Origin of the sequence: Streptomyces sp. ID05-39B, from assembly GCF_033794725.1 — a bacterium.
GTDB classification, from domain to species: Bacteria; Actinomycetota; Actinomycetes; order Streptomycetales; family Streptomycetaceae; genus Streptomyces; species Streptomyces bobili.
Window position 1 is genome coordinate 33,968 of sequence record NZ_JARGEF010000017.1, and the last position, 20,735, is coordinate 54,702.

17 protein-coding genes are annotated in these 20,735 nt (G+C 70.4%); 15 read left to right on the top strand and 2 right to left on the bottom strand.

What is annotated here, in order from left to right; genetic code table 11:
• Positions 1–62 precede the first annotated feature (62 nt).
• The 7 genes from secD (at position 63) to P1P75_RS06840 (ending at position 9,227) form a co-directional block, all read left to right on the top strand.
• Positions 63–1,820, top strand: a complete 1,758-nt coding sequence (gene secD, locus P1P75_RS06810; protein WP_319252519.1) for a protein translocase subunit SecD — start codon at positions 63–65, stop codon at positions 1,818–1,820.
• Positions 1,821–1,823: 3 nt separating this feature from the next.
• Positions 1,824–2,942, top strand: coding sequence for a protein translocase subunit SecF (secF, locus tag P1P75_RS06815; RefSeq protein WP_319252521.1), 1,119 nt, complete (start codon positions 1,824–1,826; stop codon positions 2,940–2,942).
• Complete coding sequence (locus P1P75_RS06820; protein ID WP_319252523.1) at positions 2,939–3,487, top strand: adenine phosphoribosyltransferase; 549 nt, start codon at positions 2,939–2,941, stop codon at positions 3,485–3,487. The genes secF and P1P75_RS06820 overlap by 4 nt, the downstream gene beginning before the upstream one ends.
• A 202-nt stretch (positions 3,488–3,689) precedes the next feature.
• A complete protein-coding gene (locus P1P75_RS06825) occupies positions 3,690–6,236 on the top strand; it encodes a bifunctional (p)ppGpp synthetase/guanosine-3',5'-bis(diphosphate) 3'-pyrophosphohydrolase (RefSeq protein ID WP_319252525.1) in 2,547 nt (848 codons plus the stop codon).
• Positions 6,237–6,279: 43 nt separating this feature from the next.
• Positions 6,280–7,680 (top strand): serine/threonine-protein kinase, encoded by a 1,401-nt coding sequence (locus P1P75_RS06830; protein ID WP_319252527.1) that lies wholly within the window; start codon positions 6,280–6,282, stop codon positions 7,678–7,680.
• Positions 7,673–8,104, top strand: a complete 432-nt coding sequence (locus tag P1P75_RS06835) for a hypothetical protein (RefSeq protein ID WP_319252529.1) — start codon at positions 7,673–7,675, stop codon at positions 8,102–8,104. Before P1P75_RS06830 ends, P1P75_RS06835 begins: the two co-directional genes overlap by 8 nt.
• Complete coding sequence (locus P1P75_RS06840; protein ID WP_319252531.1) at positions 8,088–9,227, top strand: caspase family protein; 1,140 nt, start codon at positions 8,088–8,090, stop codon at positions 9,225–9,227. The genes P1P75_RS06835 and P1P75_RS06840 overlap by 17 nt, the downstream gene beginning before the upstream one ends.
• A gap of 93 nt (positions 9,228–9,320) precedes the next feature.
• Here P1P75_RS06840 and P1P75_RS06845 read toward each other — a convergent pair whose 3' ends face one another.
• Both P1P75_RS06845 and P1P75_RS06850 read right to left on the bottom strand, forming a co-directional pair.
• Positions 9,321–10,550, bottom strand: coding sequence for a DUF349 domain-containing protein (locus tag P1P75_RS06845; protein ID WP_319252534.1), 1,230 nt, complete (start codon positions 10,548–10,550; stop codon positions 9,321–9,323).
• A gap of 143 nt (positions 10,551–10,693) precedes the next feature.
• Entirely contained in the window at positions 10,694–11,509 is an 816-nt protein-coding gene (locus P1P75_RS06850) for a peptidylprolyl isomerase (RefSeq protein WP_319252536.1), read from the bottom strand.
• A gap of 179 nt (positions 11,510–11,688) precedes the next feature.
• Here P1P75_RS06850 and P1P75_RS06855 point away from each other — a divergent pair, with 179 nt between their 5' ends.
• The 8 genes from P1P75_RS06855 to alaS all read left to right on the top strand — a co-directional run bounded on the left by P1P75_RS06855 (position 11,689) and on the right by alaS (position 20,733).
• A complete protein-coding gene (locus tag P1P75_RS06855) occupies positions 11,689–12,396 on the top strand; it encodes an MBL fold metallo-hydrolase (RefSeq protein WP_319252538.1) in 708 nt (235 codons plus the stop codon).
• A gap of 11 nt (positions 12,397–12,407) precedes the next feature.
• Complete coding sequence (hisS, locus tag P1P75_RS06860; protein WP_319252539.1) at positions 12,408–13,670, top strand: histidine--tRNA ligase; 1,263 nt, start codon at positions 12,408–12,410, stop codon at positions 13,668–13,670.
• Between the two features lie 219 nt (positions 13,671–13,889).
• Positions 13,890–14,549, top strand: coding sequence for a vitamin K epoxide reductase family protein (locus P1P75_RS06865; RefSeq protein ID WP_319252542.1), 660 nt, complete (start codon positions 13,890–13,892; stop codon positions 14,547–14,549).
• 64 nt (positions 14,550–14,613) lie between these two features.
• Positions 14,614–15,969, top strand: a complete 1,356-nt coding sequence (locus P1P75_RS06870; protein ID WP_319252544.1) for a replication-associated recombination protein A — start codon at positions 14,614–14,616, stop codon at positions 15,967–15,969.
• 302 nt (positions 15,970–16,271) lie between these two features.
• Entirely contained in the window at positions 16,272–16,886 is a 615-nt protein-coding gene (gene rpsD, locus P1P75_RS06875; protein ID WP_086766745.1) for a 30S ribosomal protein S4, read from the top strand.
• Positions 16,887–17,271: 385 nt separating this feature from the next.
• Positions 17,272–17,703, top strand: a complete 432-nt coding sequence (locus tag P1P75_RS06880; protein WP_319252546.1) for a DUF948 domain-containing protein — start codon at positions 17,272–17,274, stop codon at positions 17,701–17,703.
• A 10-nt stretch (positions 17,704–17,713) separates the two neighbouring features.
• Positions 17,714–18,061, top strand: a complete 348-nt coding sequence (locus P1P75_RS06885) for a hypothetical protein (protein WP_319252548.1) — start codon at positions 17,714–17,716, stop codon at positions 18,059–18,061.
• Positions 18,061–20,733, top strand: a complete 2,673-nt coding sequence (alaS, locus tag P1P75_RS06890) for an alanine--tRNA ligase (protein ID WP_319252550.1) — start codon at positions 18,061–18,063, stop codon at positions 20,731–20,733. Before P1P75_RS06885 ends, alaS begins: the two co-directional genes overlap by 1 nt.
• Positions 20,734–20,735: the final 2 nt, after the last annotated feature.

Below are 20,735 nucleotides of genomic sequence, written 5' to 3' on the forward strand. Positions count from 1 at the left end.
CCATGTCATGGCCGCTGCCGCGCTGACCCGGCGCGAGGCGGCCCGAGAGGGAGTACGAGAAGGTGGCAGCACCTAAAAAGGGCCGGAGCGCGAGTGCCCAGAGCAAGCCGTGGCGCTCGCTGGCCCTGATTCTGATCGCCATCGTGGGGCTCACCGGAGGCATGTTCCTCTCCGGTCACACGACTCCGCGTCTCGGCATCGACCTTGCCGGCGGTACGAGCATCACGCTCGAGGCGAAGGCCGACCAAGGGTCCGCGATCAACAAGGCCAACATGGACACCGCGGTCGAGATCATGAACCGCCGTGTCAACGGGCTGGGCGTCTCCGAGGCGGAGGTGCAGACCCAGGGCGATCGCAACATCATCGTCAACATCCCCAAGGGCATCAACTCCAAGGAAGCCCGGGAACAGGTCGGCACCACCGCCAAGCTGTACTTCCGTCCGGTTCTGGCCAGCGAGCCCAGCGGCCCCGCCGCGAGCACCCCGCCGAGCCCGTCGGCCAGCGGTTCCCCGAGCGCGTCGCCGAGCCCCTCCACCAGCGCCTCCGCCGGTGAGAAGGCCTCCTCCTCGACCTCCCCGTCGGCCTCCGCCACCTCCCAGGGCCGTGCCGTCACCGACGACCTGAAGGCCGACACCACGCCGTCGCCCTCAGCGAGCGCCTCCGCCTCCGCCAGCCCCTCGGCGTCCGCGCCCCCCGCCGACGAGGCCGCGCTCCAGGCGAAGTACACCTCCCTGGACTGCACCAAGGACAAGCAGCGCTCCGTGCTCGGCGAAGGCGTCAAGCCCGGCGACACGACCGTGGCCTGCGGCCAGATCGACGGCGCCTGGTACAAGTACCTGCTCGGCCCGGCCGCCGTGGACGGCACCGAGGTCGACGAGGCCAAGGCGGTCTACGACACGCAGACCGCCGCCGGCTGGCAGGTCACCATGGACTTCAACTCCAAGGGCGCGAAGAAGTTCGCGGACATCACTGGCCGGCTCGCCCAGAACCAGCAGCCGCAGAACCAGTTCGGCATCGTCCTCGACGGCGAGGTCGTCTCCAGCCCGTACGTCAGCTCCTCCATCGCCGGCGGCCAGGCCCAGATCTCCGGCAGCTTCACGCAGGAGGAGGCCCAGGGCCTCGCGAACATGCTGTCCTACGGCGCCCTCCCGCTCTCCTTCCAGGAGTCGAGCGTCCAGACGGTGACCGCGGCACTCGGCGGTGACCAGCTCCGCGCCGGTCTCCTCGCGGGCGCCATCGGCCTCGGCCTGGTGATCGTCTACCTGGTGGCCTACTACCGCGGCCTGTCGCTCATCGCGATCGCCTCGCTGCTGGTCTCCGCCGCGCTGACGTACGTGATCATGTCGCTGCTCGGCCCGACCATCAACTTCGCGCTCAACCTGCCGGCCGTCTGCGGCGCCATCGTCGCCATCGGCATCACGGCGGACTCGTTCATCGTCTACTTCGAACGGGTCCGGGACGAGATCCGCGAGGGCCGCTCCCTGCGTCCCGCGGTCGAGCGGGCCTGGCCGCGCGCGCGGCGCACCATCCTGGTCTCCGACTTCGTGTCGTTCCTCGCCGCAGCGGTGCTGTTCCTCGTCACCGTCGGCAAGGTCCAGGGCTTCGCGTTCACCCTCGGTCTGACCACCGTCCTCGACGTGGTCGTGGTCTTCTTCTTCACCAAGCCGCTGATGACGCTGATCGCCCGCCGCAAGTTCTTCGCGAGCGGCCACAAGTGGTCCGGTCTCGACCCGAAGAGCCTGGGTGCCAAGCCGCCGCTGCGCCGCACCCGCCGTCCCTCCGGTCCTGCCGCCGGTCCCGTCGAGACGAAGGAGGCGTGAGCGATGTCGAAACTCGGCACCCTCGGCGCCCGACTCCACCGTGGTGAGATCAGCTACGACTTCATCGGTCACCGCAAGATCTGGTACGGCATCTCGATCCTGATCACCATCACGGCGATCGTCGGTCTGGCGGTACGCGGCCTGAACATGGGCATCGACTTCCAGGGCGGTGCCGTTTTCACCACCGCGAAGAACGGCTCCATCTCCGTCTCGCAGGCGCAGACCGCCGCCGAGGAGGCGTCGGGCCACGAAGCCGTCGTGCAGAAGCTCGGCGACGGCTCGGTGCGCATCCAGATCGCCGGCATGGACACCAAGCAGTCCGACACGGTCAAGGAGGAGCTGGCCAAGGACTTCAAGGTCGACCCCGAGTCGATCGCGGCCGACCTGGTCGGTCCCAGCTGGGGTGACCAGATCGCCAACAAGGCCTGGCAGGGTCTGGCGATCTTCATGGTGCTGGTGGTGATCTATCTGGCCATCGCCTTCGAGTGGCGTATGGCCATCGCGGCCCTCATCGCCCTGATCCACGACATCACCATCACCGTCGGCATCTACGCCCTCGTCGGCTTCGAGGTCACGCCGGGCACGGTGATCGGTCTGCTGACCATTCTCGGATACTCCCTGTACGACACGGTCGTCGTCTTCGACTCCCTCAAGGAACAGACGAAGGACCTCACGAAGCAGACCCGCTTCACCTACAGCGAGATCGCCAACCGTTCGATCAACGGCACCCTGGTGCGGTCCATCAACACCACGGTGGTCGCGCTGCTCCCGGTCGCGGGCCTGCTGTTCATCGGCGGCGGCTTCCTCGGCGCGGGCACGCTCAACGACATCTCGCTGTCGCTGTTCGTCGGCCTCGCCGCCGGTGCCTACTCCTCGATCTTCATCGCCACCCCGCTCGTCGCCGACCTCAAGGAACTCGAGCCGCAGGTCAAGGCCCTGAGGAAGCGTGTCCTCGCCAAGCGTGCCCAGTCGCCCGCCGACGAGGATCCCACGCCGTCGTACGGCTACGACGGCGGGCCGGACGAGGACTCGGAGGACGTCGAGACGGCGGTCGTCGGTCCGCGCACCCAGCCGGCGTCCCGCGGCCGCGGCCGTGGCCGTCCCTCGGGGAAGCGCCGATGACCGAGACCACGGACATCACGACGCTGCTGCTCAGCCGCATCCGCGACGTGGCCGATTACCCGGAGCCGGGCGTGATGTTCAAGGACATCACCCCGCTGCTCGCGGACCCGGCGGCGTTCAGCGCGCTCACCGACGCGTTCGCGGAGATCGCCGAGCGCACCGGCGCCACCAAGGTCGTCGGCCTGGAGGCCCGAGGGTTCATCCTCGGTGCCCCCGTCGCGGTCCGGGCGGGCCTCGGCTTCGTCCCCGTGCGCAAGGCGGGCAAGCTCCCCGGAGCCACCCTCGCCCAGGCCTACGACCTGGAGTACGGCTCGGCCGAGATCGAGATCCACGCCGAGGACCTGACCGCCGACGACCGCATCCTGATCGTCGACGACGTCCTCGCCACCGGCGGCACCGCCGAGGCGTCGATCCAGCTCATCCAGCGTGCGGGCGCCCAGGTCGCCGGCGTGGCCGTCCTCATGGAGCTGGGCTTCCTCAACGGCAGGCCCCGCCTGGAGGCGGCCCTGGACGGAGCACCACTGGAGGCACTGCTCACGGTCTGACAGCGCCGTAGGCCTGATCGGCACGGCGCGACAACCGTCGTACGGCAAGCGGGCGGGCCCGGAGGAATCCGGTGCCCGCCCCTTGTGTTTCACGGGTTGACCGCTCTCACATCGGTCTGGAGGCGATGCCGGAGCCCGGGATCGCTACGATGGGTGCTCCGGAGCCTGACCGGGGCACCCGGATCGCGCACGAGGAGCCCTCTTGCCAGACGAGGCCCAGCACCTGACCGCCGCCAAGCCCGAGTCGCCCTCGGAGCCCGCGGCCAAGCCCGCGTCGCAGGCGCACGACGACGCCCGCGGGCCGGTCGAGCACGACCGCTCCGCCTCCGTCGAGCAGCCGGCCGAGCAGCCCCGCCCCAAGCCCTCCACGCCGGAGAGCCCCGCCGTCACGCCGGCGGCCCGGCCGGCCACCACGCCTGCCGCCCGCCCGGCCGCCGCTCAGCCGCCCGCCCGCTCCGGCTCCTCCAACCGCGTCCGCGCCCGCCTCGCCCGCCTCGGCGTCCAGCGCGTGAACCCGTACAACCCGGTCCTGGAACCGCTGCTGCGGATAGTGCGCAGCAACGACCCGAAGATCGAGACCGCGACCCTGCGCCAGATCGAGAAGGCCTACCAGGTCGCCGAGCGCTGGCACCGCGGTCAGAAGCGCAAGAGCGGCGACCCGTACATCACGCACCCCCTCGCGGTGACGACGATCCTCGCCGAGCTGGGCATGGATCCGGCCACCCTCATGGCGGGCCTGCTGCACGACACCGTCGAGGACACCGAGTACGGCCTGGACGATCTGCGCCGCGACTTCGGCGACGTGGTAGCCCTCCTCGTCGACGGCGTCACCAAGCTCGACAAGGTCAAGTTCGGCGAGGCCGCGCAGGCCGAGACCGTCCGCAAGATGGTCGTCGCCATGGCCAAGGACCCGCGCGTCCTGGTCATCAAGCTGGCCGACCGCCTGCACAACATGCGCACCATGCGCTATCTCAAGCGCGAGAAGCAGGAGAAGAAGGCGCGCGAGACCCTCGAGATCTACGCGCCGCTCGCCCATCGCCTGGGCATGAACACCATCAAGTGGGAACTGGAGGACCTCGCCTTCGCGATCCTCTACCCCAAGATGTACGACGAGATCGTCCGGCTGGTGGCCGAGAGGGCACCGAAGCGGGACGAGTATCTGGCCATAGTGACCGACGAGGTTCAGGCCGATCTGCGCGCCGCCCGCATCAAGGCGACCGTCACCGGCCGCCCCAAGCACTACTACAGCGTCTACCAGAAGATGATCGTCCGCGGCCGTGACTTCGCGGAGATCTACGACCTGGTGGGCATCCGCGTCCTCGTGGACACCGTCCGCGACTGCTACGCGGCCCTCGGCACCGTGCACGCGCGATGGAATCCGGTCCCCGGCCGGTTCAAGGACTACATCGCGATGCCCAAGTTCAACATGTACCAGTCGCTGCACACGACGGTGATCGGCCCCAACGGCAAGCCGGTCGAACTCCAGATCCGCACGTTCGACATGCACCGCCGCGCCGAGTACGGCATCGCCGCGCACTGGAAGTACAAGCAGGAGGCCGTCGCCGGTGCCTCCAAGGTCCGCAGCGACGCCCCCAAGTCGTCCGGCAAGGGCAAGGACGACCACCTCAACGACATGGCGTGGCTGCGCCAGCTCCTGGACTGGCAGAAGGAGACCGAGGACCCCAGCGAGTTCCTTGAGTCCCTGCGCTTCGACCTGTCCCGCAACGAGGTCTTCGTCTTCACGCCCAAGGGCGACGTCATAGCGCTCCCGGCGGGGGCGACGCCGGTGGACTTCGCGTACGCGGTCCACACGGAGGTCGGCCACCGGACGATAGGAGCCCGGGTCAACGGCAGACTCGTACCGCTGGAGTCGACCCTGGACAACGGCGACCTGGTGGAGGTCTTCACCTCCAAGGCGGCCGGCGCCGGGCCGTCCCGCGACTGGCTGGGCTTCGTCAAGTCGCCGCGCGCCCGCAACAAGATCCGGGCGTGGTTCTCCAAGGAGCGCCGCGACGAGGCGATCGAGCAGGGCAAGGACGCCATCGCCCGCGCGATGCGCAAGCAGAACCTGCCGATCCAGCGCATCCTCACCGGCGACTCGCTGGTCACGCTCGCGCACGAGATGCGCTACCCGGACATCTCCTCGCTGTACGCCGCGATCGGCGAAGGACACGTCGCCGCGCAGAACGTCGTGCAGAAGCTGGTGCAGGCCCTCGGCGGCGAGGAGGCCGCGAGCGAGGAGATCGACGAGACGGTCCCCTCCCGCGGCCGCAAGCGGCGCAGCAGCAACGACCCGGGCGTCGTGGTCAAGGGCGTCGACGACGTGTGGGTCAAACTGGCCCGCTGTTGTACGCCCGTCCCCGGCGACCCGATCATGGGCTTCGTCACCCGCGGCAGCGGCGTATCGGTGCACCGCACCGACTGCGTCAACGTCGACTCGCTGTCCCGTGAGCCCGAGCGCATCCTCGAGGTCGAGTGGGCGCCCACCCAGTCCTCGGTGTTCCTGGTCGCCATACAGGTCGAGGCGCTGGACCGCTCCCGTCTCCTCTCGGACGTCACGCGCGTCCTGTCCGACCAGCACGTCAACATCCTCTCCGCGGCCGTCCAGACCTCCCGCGACCGCGTCGCCACCTCCCGCTTCACCTTCGAGATGGGCGACCCCAAGCACCTGGGGCACGTCCTGAAGGCCGTCCGCGGGGTCGAAGGCGTCTACGACGTCTACCGGGTGACGTCGGCGCGCAGGCCGTAACCTACGGGCGGACGGCAACAGCCGGCGGGGACGGGGGAGTGGCATGAGCGGTCCTGGACAGGACGGATCAGCGGGCGCCGCGCCGTCGGCGGAGAGCCGGCCCGACCCTCCGGTGGAGGCGTCGCCGCCCGCCGTGCCCGTCCTGGTCGCCGGGCGCTACCGTCCCGTCCGCTTCCTCGGCCGCGGCGGAATGGGGGTCGTGCACGAGGCGGAGGACACCCGGCTCGACCGCCGCGTCGCCGTGAAGATGCTCACCGCCGTCGAGGGACTGGCCGGGGACAGCGAGGCCTGGGACCGGTTCCGGCGCGAGGCCCGCGCCCTGGCCCGGATCGACCACCCCGGAGTCGTCACCCTCTACGACAGCGGGGTGCACGACGGCACCCCCTACCTCGTGATGCAGGTGCTCGACGGCACGACGCTCGCCGGCCTGGTGTCGGTCGCGGGACGACTGCCGACGGCCGTGGTGTGCACGGTGGCGTTCGGCATGGCGGAGGCCCTGGAGGCCGCACACGCGGCCGGGGTCCTGCACCGCGACGTCAAGCCCACCAACGTGGGCATCACCCGCAGCGGACGCGTCGTCCTGCAGGACTTCGGCCTGGCCCGGCTCACCGGCGAGGCCGCCATCACCCGCACCGGCGCCCTCGTCGGCACCCCGCAGTTCATGGCGCCCGAGGCCATGCGCGGTGTCCTGCCGGAGCGCGCCGCCGACTGGTACGGCCTCGGCGTCTGCCTGTACCTCATGATCACCGGCGAGCTGCCCTTCGGCCCCACCGTCGACTTCGGCGCCATCATGGAACGGGCCCTCGGCGACGGCGTCCCCCCGCTCGCCGGGAGCCGCTGGGACTGCCCCGAGGACCTGTGCCGACTGGTCGACGATCTGTGCCGGCAGGACCCGGCCCTGCGCCGCCAGGACGCCGAGACCATCCGGGACGTCCTCCTGCCCCTGACCTACGGCGGTACGGAGGCCCTGGCCGGCCTGGTGACCGGCCGGGCACGCGAGGACGCCGTACGGGAGGCGCAGGCGGTCCAGCCCTTCCCCGAAGCCGCCGACCCGGACGAGGACGTGCCCGAGTACCTCTGGGACGAGGCGGCCGTCCTGCCCGCGCCGCGTGACGCACCCCAGGACCCCTTTCGGCCCGCCACCCTCAGCGACACCACCCGCAGGATCGTGCTCGGCAGCATGACCCCGCAGAGCGCGCTGTCCCGGCAGCGCGAGGCCGTCAACCTCGTGCAGCGCGGCCGGCTCCAGGAGGCGGCGCAGATGCTGGCGGTCGTGGTCCCGGTCTGCCTCTCCACGCTCGGGCCCGACCATCCGACCACCCTGACCAGCCAGTACTGGCACGCGGTCTGCCTGGCACGGCTCGACGCCGGGCGGGACGCGATCGACCTCTTCTCCCGCGTCAACAGACGCGTGGCCCGACGAACGGACGGACACGATGACTGACCCCGGCCCGGGTATCTCGGCCTCCCTGGACGACACCGGTACCGAGGACGACCTGCGCTCCCTGCTGCGCTGGCTGCGCGCCGACGAGACGGCGGGCGTACGGGCCGGCCTCGCACCGGCCCCGGCGTCCCCGGCGGACGCCATGGGCACCGGCTTCGACGTGCTCCAGTTCGCCGTCTCCGGCGGACTGTCCGCGGCCTCCCTGGTGGTCTCCGTCCTCCAGTGGCAGACCTCGCTGCGCCGCGCCCCGGCGGTCACCCTGCGCCGCGGCGACGTGGAGATCCAGCTCACCGCCCAGGCGGCCCGCGACGAGCAGACCGTACGGCGCCTCGCGGCCCTCCTCGACGGCGACACCGCCCCCGCCGTCCTGCCCGCCCCGCGCACCCGCACCGAGGGAAGCGGAGGCGATGACGGCACTGCCTGACCCGGCGCGCTCGCGGGCCGTCCTCATCGGCACCGCCTCCTACCGTCACCTGCCCCAGCTTCCCGCCGTCGAGGCCGGCGTCGTCGACCTCGCCGCCGAGCTGTGCGACGCCACCGTGTGGGGGCTGCCCGTGCAGCACTGCACGGTGGTCACCGACCCGCTGAGCCCCCAGACCATCCTCGACCCCGTCTACCAGGCGAGCGAGGAGGCCACCGACACGCTGCTGGTGTACTTTGCCGGACACGGCATGCGCGACGCCGACTCCGCAGACCTCTACCTCGCGCTCGGCGACTCCCGCGAACACCTCGGCTACACCGCCGTCGCCTACCAGCACCTGCGCACCGCACTGCGCTCCGCCCGCGCCCGCCGCAAGGTCGTCCTGCTGGACTGCTGCTTCAGCGGCCGCGCCGCCCGCGCCCTGTCCGGCAGCGACGTCCTGGCCGCCGAGGCCGCCGTGGACGGGGCGTACGTCCTGACCGCCTCGCCCCGTGACCGGATCGCCCTGGCCCCCGACGGCGAGCGCTACACCGCCTTCACCGGCGAACTCCTCACCGTCCTGCGGCACGGCGTCGAGGACGGCCCCGAACTGATCGACCTCGACACCCTCTACCGGGTGCTGCTGGAACGCCTGCGCGCCAAGAACCGGCCACTGCCCCAGCACTCCCAGGAGAACGGCGTCGGACGGCTGCCGCTGGCCCGCAACAAGTCCCGCGCCGCCCGCCACACCGCCCCGGCCGGCCCCGTCCTGGCCGCCGACGTCCGCGCCGCCATGGTCTCCACCGGCCTCGCCGTCGCCCGGCTGCTGCGCGCCGAGGGCAACACCCGTGACGCCCTGCCCGTCCTGCGACTCGCCCTCCAGGAACAGCAGAACGCCGGCGCCCAGGGCGACCTGCTCACCGTCCAGCTCGAACTCTCCGAACTCCTCGCCGAGACCGGCCAGGTCAAGGACGCCATCGAGGTCCTGGAACTCGCCTTCCAGCAGGTCCACAAGGTGTACGGCCCGGAGGCCGTCCTGGTCTGCCGGCGCCTCGCCGACCTGCTCCAGGAGTCCGGCAACCACCTCCAGGCCTGCGAGGTCCTCAAGCACGCCCTGGACATCGGCGAACGCGGCGGTCCCGCCTGAACCGGGGCGCCGTAAGGGGCTTCGGCACAACGCCGAACGGCCCGGCCGTGGTCTCCCACAGCCGGGCCGCGAGGCCGGTTCCGACAGGCGGTGTCAGCCGCCGAACTCCTGGAGGCCCTTGAGCGCCTGGTCCAGCAGCGCCTGGCGGCCCTCCAGCTCACGCTCCAGCTTGTCGGCCCTGGAGCTGTTGCCCTGGGCGCGCGCCTGCTCGATCTGGGAACGGAGCTTGTCCACCGCCGCCTGGAGCTGACCGGTCAGCCCCTCGGCACGCGCGCGTGCCTCCGGGTTGCTCCGGCGCCACTCGGCCTCCTCGGCCTCCTGGATCGCCCGCTCCACCGCGTGCATCCGGCCCTCGACCTTCGGCCGGGAGTCGCGCGGCACATGGCCGATGGCCTCCCACCGCTCGTTGACCGTGCGGAACGCGGCCCGCGCCGCCTTCAGATCGGTGATCGGGAGGATCTTCTCGGCCTCCTCGGCCAGCTCCTCCTTCAGCTTCAGGTTCTCCGTCTGCTCGGCGTCGCGCTCCGCGAAGACCGAGCTGCGGGCGGCGAAGAAGACGTCCTGGGCACCGCGGAAGCGGTTCCACAGATCGTCCTCGTGCTCGCGCTGGGCGCGGCCCGCCGACTTCCACTCGGTCATCAGGTCCCGGTAGCGCGCGGCCGTCGGACCCCAGTCCGTCGAGCTGGACAGCGCCTCGGCCTCGGCGACCAGTCGCTCCTTCACCCGGCGGGCGTCCTCGCGCTGCGCGTCGAGCTGCGCGAAATGGGCCTTGCGGCGCTTGGAGAACGCCGAGCGGGCGTGCGAGAACCGGTGCCACAGTTCGTCGTCCGACTTGCGGTCCAGGCGCGGCAGACCCTTCCAGATGTCCACCAGCGCCCGCAGCCGCTCACCGGCCGACCGCCACTGGTCCGACTGCGCCAGCTGCTCCGCCTCGGTGACCAGGTCCTCCTTGGCCTTGCGGGCCTCGTCGGACTGCTTGGCCCGCTGCTGCTTGCGCTCCTCGCGGCGTGCCTCGACCGTCGCCACCAGCTTGTCCAGCCGGGTCCGCAGCGCGTCCAGGTCGCCGACCGCGTGATGCGCGTCCACCTGCGCGCGAATGTGATCGATGGCGACCTGGGCGTCCTTCGTGGACAGGTCGGTCGTCCGCACTCGCTTCTCGAGGAGGCCGATCTCGACCACCAGGCCCTCGTACTTGCGCTCGAAGTAGGCCAGTGCCTCGTCAGGCGAGCCGGCCTGCCAGGAACCGACGACCTGCTCGCCGTCGGCCGTACGCACGTACACGGTCCCCGTCTCGTCGACGCGGCCCCACGGGTCGCTGCTCACAGCGCCTCCTCCACATGATGCCTCCGAGGGGCTTCGGCGCCCCTGGGCATCGTCCACAGTTTCGTCACGGCCAACATAGGCGACCGGCGGGTCGCCTGTCCGCATCCAGCACGACCGAAATTGGGCGGTTGACCGCCCTGTCATCAGGACTTGGTGACCGTCGCCTTGTCGATCACCACGGTCGCGTTCGGGGCACCGTCACCGGCGCCCGTGTTCTCGCCCGCGGCGGCGATCTTCTTGAGAACGGCCATGCCGGTCTCGGAGACCGTCCCGAAGGGTGTGTAGCTCGGCGGGAGCTGACTGTCCTCGAAGACGAGGAAGAACTGGCTGCCGCCGCTGTTGGGCTGGCTGGTGTTGGCCATCGCGACGGTGCCGGCCGGGTAGACGTTCGCCTTGAGGCTCGCGTCCTTCAGGTTCTCGTCCGGAATGGTGTAGCCGGGCCCGCCGCTGCCGGTGCCCGTCGGGTCGCCGCACTGGAGCACGAAGATGCCGTTGGTGGTGAGCCGGTGGCACTTGGTGTGGTCGAAGTAGCCCTTGCCGGCGAGGAAGCTGAACGAGTTCACGGTGTGCGGCGCCGCCGACGCCTTCAGCGCGATGTCTATGTCACCGCAGGTCGTGGCCAGCTTCATCGAGTACTTCGCCGACTTGTCGATCGTGACCGCCGGCTCCTTCTTCCACGTCTGCGTCTTGACCGCGCCCTCGGCGGGCTTCTCGCACGGGTCCTTGACGGTGCTCGGCGAGGGCGACGGGGTCGTCTCGGCGCCGGCCTTCGTCTTGTCGTCGTCCTTGAGGACGCCGGTCGTGTACAGCGCCAGACTGCCCACCACGATCACGCCGAGGACCGACGCGATCACCGCGTTGCGCGCGCGTGCCTTGCGTCGCGAGGCCGTACGGCGCTGCTGCTGCCGCAAGAACTTCTCCCGGGCGAGCTGACGCTTGCGCTGTTCCTGGGTGACCACCGGGTTCTCTCCTCATGCGTCTCGTATGTCCACCGGTACGCGTGCGTCCAGTGAGCCGACCGCCTGCGTGTGCCCCGTACCGTATATGGGTTCGCTGAGGAATCGGCAGCGCCGGTAGGCTCTGACCACTGGCGCAGCCGCTCGCAAGCCACCCGTATCGACACAAACGAAGGACGATCGTGCTCATTGCCGGGTTCCCCGCCGGGGCCTGGGGGACGAACTGTTATCTCGTCGCCCCCGCCGCCGGTGAGGAGTGCGTGATCATCGACCCGGGCCACCAGGCGGCCCCCGGAGTCGAGGAGACGCTCAAGAAGCATCGGCTCAAGCCCGTCGCCGTCGTCCTCACCCACGGCCATCTCGACCATGTGGCCTCGGTCGTCCCGGTCTGCGGGGCGCACGACGTCCCCGCCTGGATCCACCCCGAGGACCGGTTCATGATGAACGACCCCGAGAAGGGGCTCGGCCGCTCCATCGGCATGCCGCTGCTGGGCGAACTGACCGTGGGGGAGCCGGACGACGTCCGCGAGCTGACCGACGGCGCGAAGCTGCAACTGGCGGGCCTGGAGTTCTCCGTCGCACACGCGCCGGGCCATACCAGGGGGTCGGTGACCTTCCGGATGCCCGAGATCGCGGACGTCCCGTCCGTGCTCTTCTCGGGCGACCTGCTGTTCGCCGGCTCCATCGGACGCACCGACCTGCCCGGTGGCTCCATGGACGACATGCTCGAGTCGTTGGCCCGCGTGGTCCTTCCGCTCGACGACTCCACCGTGGTGCTGCCCGGTCACAACGAGCACACGACCATCGGCCAGGAACGCGCCACCAACCCGTATCTGCGCCAGGTGGCCGCCGGCCAGGGAGCCTCCGAGGCTCCCCGACGAGGAATGTGACGAGACCTCCCGTGAGTACCTTCCAGGCCCCCAAGGGCACGTACGACCTGCTTCCGCCGCGCTCGGCGGCCTTCCTCGCCGTCCGCGAGGCCATCGCCGCCCCACTGCGCAACTCCGGCTACGGCTACATCGAGACGCCCGGCTTCGAGAACGTCGAACTGTTCGCGCGCGGAGTCGGCGAGTCCACCGACATCGTGACCAAGGAGATGTACGCCTTCGAGACCAAGGGCGGCGACCGTCTCGCCCTGCGCCCCGAGGGCACCGCCTCCGTCCTGCGCGCCGCTCTGGAGGCGAACCTGCACCGGCAGGGCAACCTCCCGGTCAAGCTCTGGTACTCGGGCTCGTACTACCGGTACGAGCAGCCGCAGGCAGGCCGCTACCGCCACTTCTCCCAGGTCGGTGCCGAGGCGATCGGCGCCGAGGACCCGGCGCTGGACGCCGAGCTGATCATCCTGGCCGACCAGGCCTACCGCTCCCTGGGGCTCAGGAACTTCCGCATCCTGCTCAACAGCCTGGGCGACAAGGAGTGCCGCCCGGTGTACCGGGAGGCGCTGCAGGCCTTCCTGCGCGGCCTGGACCTCGACGAGGAGACGCTGCGCCGCGCGGATATCAATCCGCTGCGGGTCCTCGACGACAAGCGCCGGGACGTGCAGCAGCAGCTCACCGGCGCCCCGCTGCTGCGCGACTACCTGTGCGACGCCTGCAAGGCGTACCACGAGGAGGTCCGCGAGCTGATCACCGCGGCCGGCGTCGTCTTCGAGGACGACGCGAAGCTGGTCCGCGGCCTGGACTACTACACCCGCACCACCTTCGAGTTCGTCCACGACGGCCTCGGTTCGCAGTCCGCGGTGGGCGGCGGCGGCCGCTATGACGGCCTGTCCGAGATGATCGGCGGCCCCGCGCTGCCGTCCGTCGGCTGGGCCCTCGGCGTCGACCGCACCGTCCTGGCGCTGGAGGCGGAGGGCGTGGAACTCCGGCTCCCCGCATCCACCAGTGTGTTCGCCGTCCCGCTCGGCGAGGAGGCCCGCCGCGTCCTCTTCGCCAAGGTCACCGAACTGCGCAAGCTCGGCGTCGCCGCCGACTTCTCCTACGGCGGCAAGGGCCTCAAGGGCGCGATGAAGAACGCCAACCGCAGCGGAGCCCGCTACACGATCGTCGCCGGCGAACGCGACCTCGCCGAGGGCGTCGTCCAGCTCAAGGACATGGAGTCCGGCGAGCAGAGCGCGGTCGGCGTCAACGAGATCGTGGCGGAGCTGGAGTCACGGCTCGGCTGATCACGCGCGCGCGGGCGCCGTACATCCGCAGGGATGTGCGGCGCCCTTGTGGCGTCAGGGCCCGTGCGCGGTGCCGGGTCGGGCGGCTGTCCGGAACCGAACGCGCGCACAAGGCCTCACCTTCATCCTTATGTGGAGCGAACGGTGTGCAGACACGCGTGTGCGGCACAATGGCCCTGCCCGAAGAAGGTCCAGGTCTCAAGTGACGGAATCGGCGTGATGAGCAAGACGACAGTCAAGGACGTCTCCACGGAGTCCGAGCCGCAGCGCGCCGGATCGGCCGCGCCCAGGACGGCGGGCGGCAGCCGGGCACTGGCCCTGCTGCTGGTGATCACCGGCGCGGCCGGACTGCTCGCCGCGTGGGTCATCACGATCGACAAGTTCAAGCTCCTCGAGGCCAAGGTCGAGGGCAAGACCTTCACCCCGGGGTGCAGCCTCAACCCCGTCGTCTCCTGCGGCAGCGTCATGGAGAGCGACCAGGCCTCGGTCTTCGGCTTCCCCAACCCGATGCTCGGTCTCGTCGCCTACGGCATCGTCGTCTGCGTCGGCATCAGCCTCCTCGCCGGTGCCCGCTTCCCGCGCTGGTACTGGCTCACCTTCAACGCGGGCACCCTCTTCGGCGTGGTGTTCTGCGCCTGGCTGATGTTCCAGTCCCTGTACCGGATCAACGCCCTGTGCCTGTGGTGCTCCCTGGCCTGGGTCGCCACGATCCTCATGTTCTGGTACGTCACCTCGTTCAACGTCCGCAACGGCTTCCTGCCCGCCCCCCGCTGGCTCAAGAGCTTCTTCGGCGAGTTCACCTGGGTCCTGCCCGTGCTGCACGTCGGCATCATCGGCATGCTGGTCCTGACCCGCTGGTGGGACTTCTGGACCAGCTGACCCGGCCGACCAGGGCCTTCGGGCGACCGACGGGATTGTCAGTGCGGTGAATTAGGGTTTCGGTGTGGAGCCCGATCTGTTCACCGCCGCAGCCGAAGAACGCCAGGAGAAGGACCCCGCCGGGAGCCCCCTGGCCGTCCGGATGCGCCCACGCACCCTCGACGAGGTGGTGGGCCAGCAGCACCTGCTGAAGCCGGGCTCACCACTGCGCCGCCTGGTCGGCGAGAGCGCCAAGGGCCCGGCCGGCCCGTCCTCGGTGATCCTCTGGGGCCCGCCCGGCACCGGCAAGACCACCCTGGCCTACGTCGTCTCCAAGGCCACCGACGCCCGCTTCGTCGAACTGTCGGCGATCACCGCCGGCGTCAAGGAGGTCCGGGCCGTCATCGACGGTGCCCGCCGCGCCGCCGGCGGCTACGGCAAGGAGACCGTCCTCTTCCTCGACGAGATCCACCGCTTCAGCAAGGCCCAGCAGGACTCGCTCCTGCCCGCCGTGGAGAACCGCTGGGTGACCCTCATCGCGGCCACCACGGAGAACCCGTTCTTCTCGGTCATCTCCCCCCTGCTCTCCCGCTCCCTCCTCCTCACCCTCGAACCCCTCACCGACGACGACCTGCGCGGCCTGCTGCGGCGTGCCGTCACCGACGAGCGCGGTCTGAAGGGCACCGTCACCCTCCCCGAGGACACCGAGGCCCACCTCCTGCGCATCGCCGGAGGTGATGCCCGCCGCGCGCTCACCGCCCTGGAGGCCGCCGCCGGCGCCGCCCTGGACAAGGGTGAGACGGAGATCGCCCTCGCCACCCTGGAGGAGACGGTCGACCGGGCCGCCGTGAAGTACGACCGCGACGGCGACCAGCACTACGACGTGGCCAGCGCCCTGATCAAGTCGATCCGCGGCTCCGACGTCGACGCGGCCCTGCACTACCTGGCCCGCATGATCGAGGCGGGCGAGGACCCCCGGTTCATCGCCCGCCGCCTGATGATCTCCGCCAGCGAGGACATCGGCCTGGCCGATCCGGGTGCGCTGCCGATCGCGGTCGCCGCCGCCCAGGCCGTCGCCATGATCGGCTTCCCCGAGGCCGCCCTCACCCTCAGCCACGCCACGATCGCCCTGGCCCTCGCCCCCAAGTCCAACGCCGCGACCACCGCGATAGGCGCCGCCCTGGCCGACGTACGCAAGGGGCTGGCCGGGCCGGTGCCGGCGCATCTGCGGGACGGGCACTACAAGGGAGCCGCCAAGCTGGGGCACGCGCAGGGATACGTGTACCCGCACGACCTGCCCGAGGGCATCGCCGGCCAGCAGTACGCCCCGGACGCCATCAAGGACCGCGAGTACTACGAGCCGACCCGGCACGGCGCGGAGGCGCGGTACGCGGACGCCGTGGAGTGGACCAGGAAGCACCTCGGTCGCAAGCGGGACTGAGCACCCTGTAAACTCGTCCGAAGTGCTGCGTCCCGTGCCGTCAGAACGGGACAGTCAGCCGGAGCCCCGGTTGCTTTCGGACCGGCTCCAGGAGCGTCGCGCACCGTCGAAGGTGTCGCGGGCAGCCCACCACCAGCCGGGGTTCCCGGTCGAGGTCGGTGGGCCACTCGCGTGCTGCACGTATGTGCCCAGACCAGGGGAGCGGCTGCCCGACAGGTCCCACGCGGACCCGGCGGGTTTCCCCGGCTGCGGATGCGACCTCCCTTAACTCTGACAAGCCGAAATTGTGAAAGTGAGAGATCGTGGCCAACCAGCCCCGTCCCAAGGTCAAGAAGTCGCGTGCCCTCGGCATCGCGCTGACCCCGAAGGCCGTCAAGTACTTCGAGGCCCGCCCCTACCCGCCGGGTGAGCACGGCCGTGGCCGCAAGCAGAACTCGGACTACAAGGTCCGTCTGCTCGAGAAGCAGCGTCTGCGCGCGCAGTACGACGTGTCCGAGCGTCAGCTCGTCCGCGCCTACGAGCGTGCCGCCAAGACCCAGGGCAAGACCGGTGAGGCCCTGGTCATCGAGCTCGAGCGTCGTCTCGACGCGCTGGTCCTGCGTTCGGGCATCGCCCGCACGATCTACCAGGCCCGCCAGATGGTCGTCCACGGCCACATCGAGGTCAACGGCCAGAAGGTCGACAAGCCCTCGTTCCGCGTCCGTCCCGACGACGTCGTGATGGTCCGCGAGCGCAGCCGCAGCAAGACGCTGTTCGAGGTCGCCCGCGCCGGTGGGTTCGCCCCCGACGGTGAGACCCCGCGCTACCTCCAGGTGAACCTCGGCGCCCTGGCGTTCCGCCTGGACCGCGAGCCGAACCGCAAGGAGATCCCGGTCATCTGCGACGAGCAGCTGGTCGTCGAGTACTACGCCCGCTGATCCTCCGGCGGCCGTAGGACTTCTGTGTCCGAACCCGCCGTCCCTCCGTCCTTCCGGGCGGGCGGGGCGGCGGGTTCGCTCATGTCCGGGCGCGCCGCGCCGACGCGGCCCGTGCCGCGCCCAGGCCTGGTCCGGAGTTTCCCGCCTGCCGCGCGAAGCCTGGCACGGCACCTCCCCGCAGGGCCGAATCACCCGGGTACGTCCAGTGCGAGGGAGATCCGGCCGCACACCGATGCACCGCACCAGACGCCGCGCGGCCGCCCCTCGGGCGACGACGGGAACTCCGGACAGGACCTGAATCCGGTTCGGACCGGTACCGGCGGCGCGATAGGCTCGGTGCACAACTTTTCCGATGTAGAGGCACGTTTCAGGGAGCGGGTGCGCAGTGTCCGGTGGAGAGGTGGCCGGCATCCTGGTGGCCGTGTTCTGGGCGATTTTGGTCTCCTTCCTCGCCGTCGCGCTGGCGAGACTGGCCCAGACGCTCAGGGCGACCACCAAGCTGGTCGTGGACGTGACCGACAGGGCCGTTCCGCTGCTGGCCGACGCCTCCGCGGCGGTCCGCTCGGCACAGACCCAGATCGACCGGGTCGACGCGATCGCCTCGGACGTCCAGGAGGTCACCTCGAACGCCTCCGCGCTCTCCACCACGGTCGCCTCCACCTTCGGCGGACCCCTGGTGAAGGTGGCCGCCTTCGGCTACGGCGTACGCCGGGCCCTCGGCCGCAAGGAAGACGTGCCCGCCAAGGCGCCCCCACGTACCGTGATCGTGGGCCGGACCGTCCCGGCCCCGCGGTGGGGCAAGCGGAAGAAGGACTGAGACCCAAGCGATGTTCCGCCGTACCTTCTGGTTCTCCACCGGCGTCGCCGCCGGTGTCTGGGCCACCACCAAGGTCAACCGCAAACTGAGGCAGCTGACCCCCGAGAGCCTCGCCGCGACCGCGGCGAACAAGGCTCTCGAGACGGGAGCACGCCTCAAGGACCGCGCGGTGGGCTTCGCGCTGGACGTCCGCGACAACATGGCCCAGCGGGAGGCCGAACTGGGGGACGCGCTCGGCCTCCACCCGGACCCCGAACTCCCCGCACCCCGGCGGTACGCCGCCATCGAGGACAACCGCAGCAAGCCGAAGTACGTCGACGACACGACGCACTCGTACAACCGGAATGAGGACCACTGATGGAGTCGGCCGAGATCCGCCGCCGCTGGCTGAGCTTCTTCGAGGAGCGCGGGCACACCGTCGTCCCTTCGGCGTCGCTCATCGCGGACGACCCGACTCTGCTCCTCGTCCCGGCCGGCATGGTGCCCTTCAAGCCGTACTTCCTGGGTGAGGTCAAGCCGCCCTTCCAGCGCGCCACCAGCGTGCAGAAGTGCGTGCGCACACCCGACATCGAAGAGGTCGGCAAGACCACCCGCCACGGCACGTTCTTCCAGATGTGCGGCAACTTCTCCTTCGGTGACTACTTCAAGGAAGGCGCCATCAAGTACGCCTGGGAGCTGCTCACCACGCCCCAGGACAAGGGTGGTTACGGCCTGGAGCCGGAGAAGCTCTGGATCACCGTCTACAAGGACGACGACGAGGCCGAGCGCATCTGGCACGAGGTCGTCGGCGTGCCGACGGAGCGCATCCAGCGCCTCGGCATGAAGGACAACTACTGGTCCATGGGCGTACCCGGCCCCTGCGGCCCCTGTTCCGAGATCAACTACGACCGCGGCCCCGAGTTCGGCGTCGAGGGCGGCCCGGCCGTCAACGACGAGCGGTACGTGGAGATCTGGAACCTCGTCTTCATGCAGTACGAGCGCGGCGAGGGCATCGGCAAGGACAACTTCGAGATCCTGGGCGACCTGCCGAGCCAGAACATCGACACGGGCCTCGGCATGGAGCGCCTCGCCATGATTCTGCAGGGCGTGCAGAACATGTACGAGATCGACACCTCCATGGCCGTCATCAGGAAGGCCACCGAGCTGACCGGCGTCGAGTACGGCGAGGCCCACGACTCGGACGTCTCCCTGCGCGTGGTCACCGACCACATGCGCACCTCGGTGATGCTCATCGGCGACGGCGTGACCCCCGGCAACGAGGGCCGCGGTTACGTCCTGCGTCGCATCATGCGCCGCGCCATCCGCAACATGCGCCTCCTCGGCGCCACCGGCCCGGTCGTCAAGGACCTCATCGACACCGTCATCGCCATGATGGGCCAGCAGTACCCCGAGCTGGTCACCGACCGCGAACGCATCGAGAAGGTCGCCGTCGCCGAGGAGAACGCCTTCCTCAAGACGCTCAAGGCCGGCACCAACATCCTCGACACGGCCATCACCGAGACCAAGCAGTCCGGCGGCAAGATCCTCGCCGGCGACAAGGCCTTCCTGCTGCACGACACCTGGGGCTTCCCCATCGACCTCACCCTCGAAATGGCCGCCGAACAGGGCCTTTCCGTGGACGAGGACGGCTTCCGCCGCCTGATGAAGCAGCAGCGGGACCAGGCCAAGGCCGACGCCCAGGCCAAGAAGACCGGCCACGCCGGCGTCGGCGCCTACCGCGAGATCGCCGACCAGGCCGGTGAGACCGACTTCATCGGCTACACCGACACCGAGGGCGAGACCACGATCGTGGGCATCCTCGTCGACGGCGCGTCCTCCCCGGCCGCCACCGAGGGCGACGAGGTCGAGATCGTCCTGGACCGCACCCCGTTCTACGCCGAGGGCGGCGGCCAGATCGGCGACACCGGCCGCATCAAGGTCGACACCGGTGCCGTCGTCGAGGTCCGCGACACCCAGAAGCCGGTCCCGGGCGTGTACGTCCACAAGGGCGTCGTCCTGTTCGGCGAGGTGACCGTCGGGGCCAAGGCCCACGCCTCGATCGACGGCCGCCGCCGTACGGCCATCGCCCGCGCCCACTCGGCCACGCACCTCACGCACCAGGCCCTGCGCGACGCCCTCGGCCCGACGGCCGCCCAGGCCGGCTCCGAGAACCAGCCCGGCCGCTTCCGCTTCGACTTCGGTTCCCCGTCCGCCGTTCCGACGGCCGTGATGACCGACGTCGAGCAGAAGATCAACGAGATCCTCGCCCGCGACCTGGACGTGCACGCCGAGATCCTGAGCCTCGACGAGGCCAAGAAGCAGGGCGCCATCGCCGAGTTCGGCGAGAAGTACGGCGAGCGGGTCCGCGTCGTGACCATCGGCGACTTCTCCAAGGAGCTGTGCGGCGGCACGCACGTCCACAACACCGCCCAGCTCGGCCTGGTGAAGCTGCTCGGCGAGTCGTCGATCGGTTCGGGCGTACGCCGTATCGAGGCCCTCGTGGGTGTCGACGCCTACAACTTCCTCGCCCGTGAGCACACGGTCGTCGCCCAGCTCCAGGAGCTGATCAAGGGCCGCCCGGAGGAGCTCCCGGAGAAGGTCTCCGCCATGCTCGGCAAGCTGAAGGACGCCGAGAAGGAGATCGAGAAGTTCCGTGCGGAGAAGGTCCTCCAGGCCGCCGCCGGTCTCGTGGACTCCGCCAAGGACATCCGCGGGGTCGCGGTCGTGACCGGCCAGGTCCCGGACGGCACCACGCCCGACGACCTGCGCCGGCTGGTGCTCGACGTGCGCGGCCGCATCCAGGGCGGACGGGCCGCCGTGGTCGCCCTGTTCACGGTCAGCAACGGCAAGCCGCTCACGGTCATCGCCACCAACGACGCCGCCCGCGAACGCGGCCTCAAGGCCGGCGACCTGGTCCGTACGGCCGCCAAGACCCTCGGCGGCGGCGGTGGCGGCAAGCCGGACGTCGCCCAGGGCGGCGGCCAGAACCCGGCCGCCATCGGCGAGGCCGTCGACGCCGTCGAGCGGCTCGTGGCGGATTCGGCCAAGTGAGC

Excerpts from the sequence above, each read along its gene's own strand:
- P1P75_RS06840 (WP_319252531.1), top strand. The coding sequence starts at position 8,088 with ATGACGGCACTGCCTGACCCGGCGCGCTCGCGGGCCGTCCTCATCGGC.
- secF (WP_319252521.1), top strand. The coding sequence starts at position 1,824 with ATGTCGAAACTCGGCACCCTCGGCGCCCGACTCCACCGTGGTGAGATC.
- P1P75_RS06865 (WP_319252542.1), top strand. The coding sequence starts at position 13,890 with ATGAGCAAGACGACAGTCAAGGACGTCTCCACGGAGTCCGAGCCGCAG.
- alaS (WP_319252550.1), top strand. The coding sequence starts at position 18,061 with ATGGAGTCGGCCGAGATCCGCCGCCGCTGGCTGAGCTTCTTCGAGGAG.
- P1P75_RS06835 (WP_319252529.1), top strand. The coding sequence starts at position 7,673 with ATGACTGACCCCGGCCCGGGTATCTCGGCCTCCCTGGACGACACCGGT.
- P1P75_RS06885 (WP_319252548.1), top strand. The coding sequence starts at position 17,714 with ATGTTCCGCCGTACCTTCTGGTTCTCCACCGGCGTCGCCGCCGGTGTC.
- P1P75_RS06820 (WP_319252523.1), top strand. The coding sequence starts at position 2,939 with ATGACCGAGACCACGGACATCACGACGCTGCTGCTCAGCCGCATCCGC.
- P1P75_RS06830 (WP_319252527.1), top strand. The coding sequence starts at position 6,280 with ATGAGCGGTCCTGGACAGGACGGATCAGCGGGCGCCGCGCCGTCGGCG.